We start from the raw sequence: 7,990 nt of genomic DNA on the forward strand, positions 1-7,990 counted from the left end.
GGGCGTGCCGGACGGCCGCCCGGGACGAGCGGCGTGCGGGCCTCCGGCCGGCGGGCCCGGCGCGACGGCAGTCTCTCGGCAACCCGGCGCGACGGCCGCTTGCGCCCTGTCCGGCCAGGCGTTCGTCCGGCAGGCGCGGCGCGCAGGCCGCGTCCGGGACGTGCGACGCGGTGGTGGCCGTCCGGGACGTGCGGCGAGGAGGCCACCGTCCGGGACGTGCGGCGCGGCGGTCGCCGTCCGGCGCGTCCGGCACGGTGGCGCCCGGCATGTCCGCTACGGCGGCAGCCGTCCGGCGTGTGCGGTACGTGCCGCGCGACGGCCGCCTCCCGCCCCCGGGCCCGCGGGCGGCCTCCGTGGGCCCGGGCCGAGGCGTCGAGCTGGCCGTCGTCCGGTGGCGTCCTGCGCGTCGGTGGCCTCCCGCATGCCCGCCACGACGGCAGTCGTCCGGCGCGTGCGGCTCGTGCCGCGCGACGGCCGACGCCCGCTCCCGGGTGGCCCCGTGGGCCCCGGCCGAGGGGGCGGAGTCGTCCGACCCAGCTCAGGTCGGCCGCCCCCCCCCGTTCAGGCCGGCAGGCCCCCGCCCCCGTGCAGTGCCGTGTACGCGCCCGCCCGGGACATCAGTTCCTCGTGCGAGCCGATCTCGCGGACCGTGCCGTCCCCCATCACCACGATCCGGTCGGCGCCCCGGATCGTCGACAGGCGGTGTGCCACCACGAAGGTCGTGCGGCCGTGCACCAGGCGGGCCAGGGCCTGCTGGACCAGCGCCTCGGACCGTGTGTCCAGCGCGGAGGTCGCCTCGTCGAGGATCAGGACGCGCGGATTGCGGATGAGGGCTCGCGCGATGGCGAGCCGCTGCCGCTGACCGCCCGAAAGGCGCGCCCCGTGCTCGCCCACCACCGTGTCGAGCCCCCGCGGCAGCCGGTCCACGAACTCCAGGGCGTTGGCGTCGCGCAGCGCCGCGCGCACGGTCGCCTCGTCGGCGTCCGCGTCGTCCATGCCGTACGCGACGTTCTCCCGCACGGTGCCGTCGAACAGGATCGACTCCTGCGGCACCACCGACACGAAACGCCGGTAGGTCCGCAGGTCCAGGGTGTTCATGTCGGCCCCGTCGAGCAGCACCCGGCCCGAGGTCGGCCGGATGAAGCCGATGACGAGACTGAGCACCGTGGACTTGCCCGCGCCCGACGCACCGACGAGCGCGATCGTCTCGCCCGGTGCGACGCAGAGGCTGAAGTCCCGTACGGCGGGCCGGTCGGCGTCCTCGTACGCGTAGCCCACCCCCTCGAACTCGACCGCCCCGCGCACCGATTCGAGCCGCGCCCTGCCCTCGTTGTCCTCCAGTTCGGGGGCCTGCAGCACCTCGCCGACGGACCGTACGGACTCCAGGCCCTTGGTGATGACCGGGGTCAGCCCGGCCAGCGTGGTCGTGGAGTTGGTGAGGGTGGTGAGGAACGCGCTGAGCATGACGACGTCACCGGGGGAGACGGCCCACACGCCGTAGTACGCGACCAGCGCGGCGGCGGTGAGGAAGACGACCCCGATCATGTTCAGGAACACCCAGGCGAGCGAGGCGAAACGGCCGTTGAGGAGGTCGAGCCGCAGCCCCGAGGTCAGGACCTTGTGCAGGGTGCCGTCCATCCGCCGCAGGGCCTTGCCCTCCAGGCCGTGCGCCCGGGTGACGGAGATGAGCCGGGTCATCTCCGTGACCCGTGAGGACAGATGCTCGACCTCGTGCCGGAAGTCCTCGTTGTGGACGCGCAGCCGGCCCCGCAGCCGCGCCACGAGCAGCGCGGCGACCGGCACCACGCACAGGAACACGGGGACGAACTCGGGTGTGCGTACGGCGATGATGATCAGCCCGCCCGTGAGCACGGTGACCGCGCCGAGTCCGGTCTCGGCGGTCTGCTGGACCATCTGCTCGACCGTCTCCACGTCACGGACGACCTTCGCCTGGAGGACGCCCGCGCTGACGCGTGAGTGGTAGCCGATGGAGAGGTGCTGCATGCGCGTGCACAGCGCGGAGCGCAACGCCGTGCCCATGCGGCGCACGCTGCCGTAGAGCAGCCGCACGTACAGCAGGTGCAGCGGCATGTTGACGATCAGGATCGCCAGGATGACTCCGGCGCTGACCCAGAGGTCGGCGACGGGTCCGTGCCGGACGACCGTGTCGATGATGGTCGCGGTGATCAGGGGCAGCAGCCAGACCGGACTGTGCTTGACGGTGAAGACGACGAAGGCTGCGGCGAGCTTCCACCGGTCCGCCCGGAACAGGTAGACGAGGGTGCGGATCGGGTGTTCGCCGCGGTAGCGGTGGTCGAGCGGTTTCTCCCACGAGGCCATGCGGGCCGTCCCTCCTCAGGGAGTGGTGAACACGGGGCAAGCGCTTTCTCCCCATCCCTCGATCACCTACACCCGCCGCCCGGCGATCACCCGCACCCCGCCGTGCCGCGATCAGTCATCCGCCGGGGTCCGACTTCCCCCGGCCGCCGCGGGCCACGTAACGGCTCGGTTTCCGACGTAAATTTCCGCGTTCCGAGGGTTGGCGGACCACTTCCCGCTGGTTATCGTTCACGCACTTCACTCAATCGTTCCGCTGAACGAATAGCGAACGCATAGCGAGAGGGACGGTCGGCCCATGCCCGACATCCATCACCCCGGACGGCGCTCCGTCCTTGCCGCGGCAGCCGCGGGCAGCGCGTCGCTCGGTGCGTCCTGGCTGCTCACCGGCTGCACGGGCGCCTCGGCCGCCCCCGCCCTGCCCGAGGAGGCCGAGCAGGGCACCCCCGACCGTGGCGGAACCCTCCGCATCGCCAGGCCGCCCGCCTCCGAGGCCGAGACCCTGGACCCGGCGAGCGCCCTCTCCGCGTACGAATACCTCGGCGCCCTCTACAACCGGCTCGTCCGCATCGGCGCGAACGGCGAACTCGCCCCCGACCTGGCCGAGTCCTGGGAACCGGACGCCAAGGCCCGCACCTGGACCTTCCGCCTCCGCGAGGGCGTCACCTTCCACGACGGCCGCGCACTCACCTCCGCCGACGCCGCGTACACCCTGCGCCACATCCTCGACAAGGCGACGGCGTCCCCGCAGGCCGCCGTCCTCGCCCCGCTCATCGACCCGGCGAAGCTGCGGACCCCCGACGCCCACACGCTCGTCGTACCGCTGAAGACTCCCAACGCGGAATTCCCTAGCCTGCTCACGCACTACAACTGTTACGTCATCCCCGACGGCAGCGCCCGCGGCATCGGCCGCACCGGCATCGGCACGGGCCCCTTCAAGCTGGAGTCCTTCGCGCCCGCGGGACCCGGCCGGATCACCGCGTTCACGGACCACTGGGCGGGCCGCCCGGTCCTGGACGCCATCGACTTCTACTCCGTCGCCGACATGTCGGCCCGCTCGAACGCCCTGCTCGCGGGCCAGGTGGACCTCCTCTCGCAGACCAACCTGGATTTCGCGACCGCCCGGGTCGTCGCCGCCTCCGACCGCGCGACGATCGCCCGCGTCGAGAACGCCCAGTGGTACGTGCTCCCGATGCTCACCACCGAGAAGCCCTTCACCGACGTACGCGTCCGGCAGGCGATGAAACTGGCCTACGACCCCGAGCACGTGGTGAAAGTGGCCCTCCAGGGCGCGGGCACGCCCGGCTGGGACAACCCGGTGCCGCCGAGCGACCCCGCCCACATCGGCTCCCACCCGAAGCACGACCCGGAACAGGCCAGGCACCTCCTGAAGAAGGCGGGCCACGAGGGCCTGACGGTCGACCTCTACACCTCCTCGTACGACCCGGTCTTCACGCCCATGGCCCTCGCCTACCAGGACTCGGTCAAGCGGGCCGGGATCCGCGTGCGGGTGAAGACGGCCTCGGTGGACTCGTACTACACGCAGATCTGGATGAAGAAGCCGCTCATGGCCACCTACTGGTACACCGGCAGACCCGTCGACCAGCTGTTCACGCAGGTCTTCCGGGGCGGCTCCTCCTACAACGAGACCGCCTGGTCGGACAAGCGGTTCGACGCGCTGCTGGACCGGGCCCGGCAGGAGACCGACGACGAGCGGCGGCGCGAACTGTACGGCGAGGCGCAGACCTTCGTCGTCGAGAAGGGCGGGGCGATGACCCCGATGTTCGCCGACCGGCTCGTCGGCATCTCGCGGAAGGTACGCGGCTACGCCGAGCACGGCTTCGAGTTCGACTACCTCGGCATCGGCCTGAAGGGAGCCTGACCATGCTCTCGTTCATCGCCCGCCGCGTCCTCGCCGCCCTCGGCACCCTCGTCCTCTCCTCCGTCCTCGTCTTCCTCGCCGTCCAGGCCCTGCCCGGCGACGTGGCCACCCAGGTCCTCGGCAAGGACGCCACCCCCGACGCGGTCGCCGCCCTCCGCGAGAAACTGAAACTCGACCAGCCGGCCTGGGAGCGGTACGCCGACTGGATCGGCGGCGCCGTGCACGGCGACTTCGGGCTCTCCCTCGTCTCCGGCAAGGCGGTCGGCGGCGAAGTCGGCACGTACCTCGGCAACTCCGCGCTCATCGCCCTGGTGACCGTCCTGTTCGCCGTCACCGGCTCGATCGTCCTCGGCATCCTCGCCGGCCTGTACCGCGACCGCTGGCCCGACCACCTCATCTCCACGGTCAGCCTGGTCGGGATGAGCGTCCCCGAGTTCGTCGTCGCCACCGTGCTCGTCCTGTGCTTCTCGGTCGCCCTCCCGTGGTTCCCCGCGGTCGTCCTGTACGGCCCCGAGGCCACCGTCGGCCAGCTCATGCCCGCCGTCTGGCTGCCCGCCCTCGCCCTCGCGATCGTCATGGCCGCCTACATCGTCCGGATGGCCCGCACCTCCGTCATCGACGTCATGGCGAGCGAGTACGTCACCACCGCCCGCCTCAAGGGACTGTCGACCTGGCGGGTCGTCACCCGGCACGCCCTGCCGAGCGCCCTGCTGCCGACCCTGCACGTCATCGCCCTGAACGTGGCCTGGCTCGCGGGCGGAGTCGCCGTCGTCGAGAACGTCTTCAACTACCCCGGCATCGGAAAGCTGATGCTTTCCTCCGTCCAGAACCGGGACCTGCCCGTCATCCAGGCCATCGCCCTGATCAGCGCGGTCGTGTACGTCGTCTGCAACCTGGCCGCCGACCTCGGCGCCATGGCCCTCAACCCCAAGCTCCGTACGCGCGGGAGGACCCGATGACCACCCTCGACACCCCGGCGGACGCCCCCGCGGTCCCCGCCGCACCACCGTCCGCGGCGGCCCGCGCCTGGCGCACCGTGCGCTCCTCACGGGCAGCGGCCGTCGGCCTCGCGATCGTCGCCGTCCACGTCCTGACCGCCCTGCTCGCACCGGTCCTCACCTCGTACGACCCGATCGCCAACAACGCCGACCAGGCGCTGCTCGGCCCCAGCGCCGGCCACTGGGCGGGTACGGACCAGTACGGGCGTGACGTCCTGGCCCGCGTCCTGTACGGCGGCCGGTACGCGATCGGTGTCTCCGTCGCCGCGACCCTCGTCACCCTCCTGATCGGCACGGTCGTCGGCTGCGCCGCGGCCCTGCGGGGCGGCTGGTTCGACGACGTGCTGGGCCGGGTCCTCGACGCGGTGCTCTCCATCCCGTCGGTGCTCGCCCTGCTGGTCGTCGTCACCGCCCTGGGCACGGGCCCCTCGGTCATCGTCCTCGCCATCGCGGTCGTGTACGTGCCCCAGGTCGTACGCGTCGTGCGGGGCGCCGCCCTCGCCGTGGCACCCGCCGACTACGTGACCGCCGCGCGGGCCCGCGGCGAGAGCACCTGGGCGATCCTGCGCCGCGAGATCCTGCCGAACATCACCGACGTGGTGTGCGTCGAGTTCGCCATGCGGGCCTCCTGGGTCGTGCTGCTGATCTCGTCGCTGTCCTTCCTCGGCTTCGGCGCCGACCCGCCCACCCCCGACTGGGGCCTGATGGTGGCCGAGAACCGCACCGCCATCACCGTCGTCCCGATGGCGAGCCTCGCACCGATCATCGCCCTGGCCACCCTCGTGGTCGGGCTCAACCTCGCGGCCGACGGCCTCTCCAAGGCATGGGGCGTCGACCGGATCAGGGAGGGGTCCTGATGACCGCCGCCGCAATTCGGGTGCCATCGCCGGTGTCCGTGAACTCGCTGTCCGTGGCCTACCGTTCGGGCGGCCGTGACGTGCCGGTGGTGAGCGAGGTGTCCCTGGAGGTGCTGCCCGGGCAGACCCTCGCCCTGGTCGGCGAGTCGGGCAGCGGCAAGTCGACCGTCGCGGCCACACTGCTCGGACATCTGCGCCACGGCTCGCGGGTGACGGGCGGCTCGGTACGGGTCGAAGGCGCCGACGTGTTCGCCCTGCCCGCACGGCAGTTGAGGCGACTTCGCGGCGGCACGGTCGCCATGGTCGCACAGAACGCCGGCCACGCCCTGACCCCCTCCATGCGCATCGGACACCAGATCGCGGAGGCCGGCGGTGACGTACCCGTGGTGGACCTCCTCGAACAGGTCCGCCTGCCCCGCCCCGCCGAACTCGCCCGCCGCTACCCGCACGAGCTCTCCGGCGGCCAGCAGCAGCGCGTCGCCATCGCCATGGCCGTCGCGGCCCGCCCCAAGGTCCTCGTCCTCGACGAGCCGACGACCGGACTCGACGTCGTCACCCAGCGCGGTGTCCTCGACCTGATCGGCACCCTGCGCGACGAACTCGGCCTGTCCGCCGTCCTGGTCAGCCACGACCTCGGAGTCGTCGCGCACATGGCCGACGAAGTGGTGGTACTGCGGTCCGGGCGGATCGTGGAGGCGGCCGCGACGGGCCGGCTCTTCGCCATGCCCCAGGACCCTTACACCAGACGCCTGTTGGCGAGCGTGCCCCGCCTGGACGACGCGGGTCTCGCACGGGTGGGCGAGGGGGGTGAACGCGAGGTGCGGCCCCGGACGGTCATCCCCGCGGAGGCTCCCGTGGCGGTGACCGCGAGGGACGTCACGATCGACTACGGGTCCAGTCGGGCCGTCGACGGTGTCTCCTTCGACGTCCGGCGGGGCGAAGTCCTCGCGCTGGTGGGGGAGTCGGGGAGCGGGAAGTCCACGCTCGCCTGGACGCTGGCGGGGCTGCGGACGCCGTCCGGCGGCACGATGACGCACGGCTCCGGTGACGGCTCCGGCGACGGTTACGGAACTGGCTCCAGCTCCAGCTCCGGTTCCGGTTCCGGTTCCGGCTCCGATTCCGGTGACCTCGCCCGGCCTGCCGGGAAGCGGCCGTCGGCCCTGCGGCGGCGGGTCCAGCTCGTCTTCCAGAACGCCGACACCTCCCTCAACCCGCGCCGGTCCGTCGGGGACGCCGTGCGGCGGCCCCTGCGCTTCTTCGGCACGACGGACTCGCGCGCGGAGACCGCGGTACGGGCCCGGCAGCTCATCTCCGACGTCCGCCTCGACCCCGCCCTCGCCGAACGGCTGCCCGCGCAGGTCTCCGGCGGGCAGCGGCAGCGGATCGGGATCGCGCGCGCCCTGGCGGGTGAACCGGACGTACTGATCGCGGACGAGATCACGACCGCACTGGACGTGTCCGTGCAGGCCGACGTGCTGCGCCTGCTCGACGATCTGCGGCGCGAGCGGTCGCTTGCGTGCCTGTTCATCAGCCACGACCTGGCCGTCGTACGGGGGATCGCCGATCGGGTGGTGGTGCTGTGGCGGGGGGTGGTGGTGGAGGAGGGGCCGACGGACTCGGTCTTCTCCTCGCCGGGACATCCGTACACGCGGCAGCTGATGGCGGCGGTGCTGGAACCCGATCCGGGGGCGCGGGTTGTTGTGGGGCCGGTGCCGGAGTGGGTGGATGCGGCGGAGGGCGATGACCTGTGGGTCTCCCCTGACGAGGGGACCGGGGGGCATCGCGTGCGGCGGTGGCGGGCGGTGGGGTAACGGACTTTCCCCGCCCCCGCCGCCCCTACCCGTTCCCGTCCACGCATGGGGGCTGCGCCCCCTCGCCCCCGTTGTCCTCAAACGCCGGAGGGGCTGAAGTGTTGC

At 72.5% G+C, this 7,990-nt stretch carries 5 protein-coding genes; 4 read left to right on the plus strand and 1 reads right to left on the minus strand.

From position 1 onward, the window contains the following. Nucleotides 1-561: 561 nt before the first annotated feature. Nucleotides 562-2,340 (minus strand): ABC transporter ATP-binding protein, encoded by a 1,779-nt coding sequence (locus ACFWGJ_RS38725; RefSeq protein WP_387333647.1) that lies wholly within the window; start codon nt 2,338-2,340, stop codon nt 562-564. 295 nt (nt 2,341-2,635) lie between these two features. Between ACFWGJ_RS38725 and ACFWGJ_RS38730 the strand changes: the two genes are divergently transcribed. Genes ACFWGJ_RS38730 through ACFWGJ_RS38745 form a run of 4 tightly spaced genes read left to right on the plus strand, consistent with a single transcriptional unit; the run spans nt 2,636 to nt 7,885 of the window. After that, nucleotides 2,636-4,219 carry an ABC transporter substrate-binding protein gene (locus tag ACFWGJ_RS38730; RefSeq protein WP_387333648.1) on the plus strand — a complete coding sequence of 528 codons (1,584 nt, stop codon included), beginning with the start codon at nt 2,636-2,638 and terminating at the stop codon, nt 4,217-4,219. A 2-nt stretch (nt 4,220-4,221) separates the two neighbouring features. After that, nucleotides 4,222-5,178 (plus strand): ABC transporter permease, encoded by a 957-nt coding sequence (locus tag ACFWGJ_RS38735; RefSeq protein WP_387333649.1) that lies wholly within the window; start codon nt 4,222-4,224, stop codon nt 5,176-5,178. Then, on the plus strand, nt 5,175-6,074 hold the full coding sequence (locus ACFWGJ_RS38740; RefSeq protein WP_387333650.1) for an ABC transporter permease: 900 nt from the start codon (nt 5,175-5,177) through the stop codon (nt 6,072-6,074). Before ACFWGJ_RS38735 ends, ACFWGJ_RS38740 begins: the two co-directional genes overlap by 4 nt. Beyond that, on the plus strand, nt 6,074-7,885 hold the full coding sequence (locus tag ACFWGJ_RS38745; RefSeq protein WP_387333651.1) for a dipeptide ABC transporter ATP-binding protein: 1,812 nt from the start codon (nt 6,074-6,076) through the stop codon (nt 7,883-7,885). Before ACFWGJ_RS38740 ends, ACFWGJ_RS38745 begins: the two co-directional genes overlap by 1 nt. The last annotated feature ends 105 nt before the right edge of the window (nt 7,886-7,990 follow it).

It is taken from the genome of Streptomyces sp. NPDC060205 (genome assembly GCF_042728395.1).
Taxonomy (GTDB): domain Bacteria; phylum Actinomycetota; class Actinomycetes; order Streptomycetales; family Streptomycetaceae; genus Streptomyces.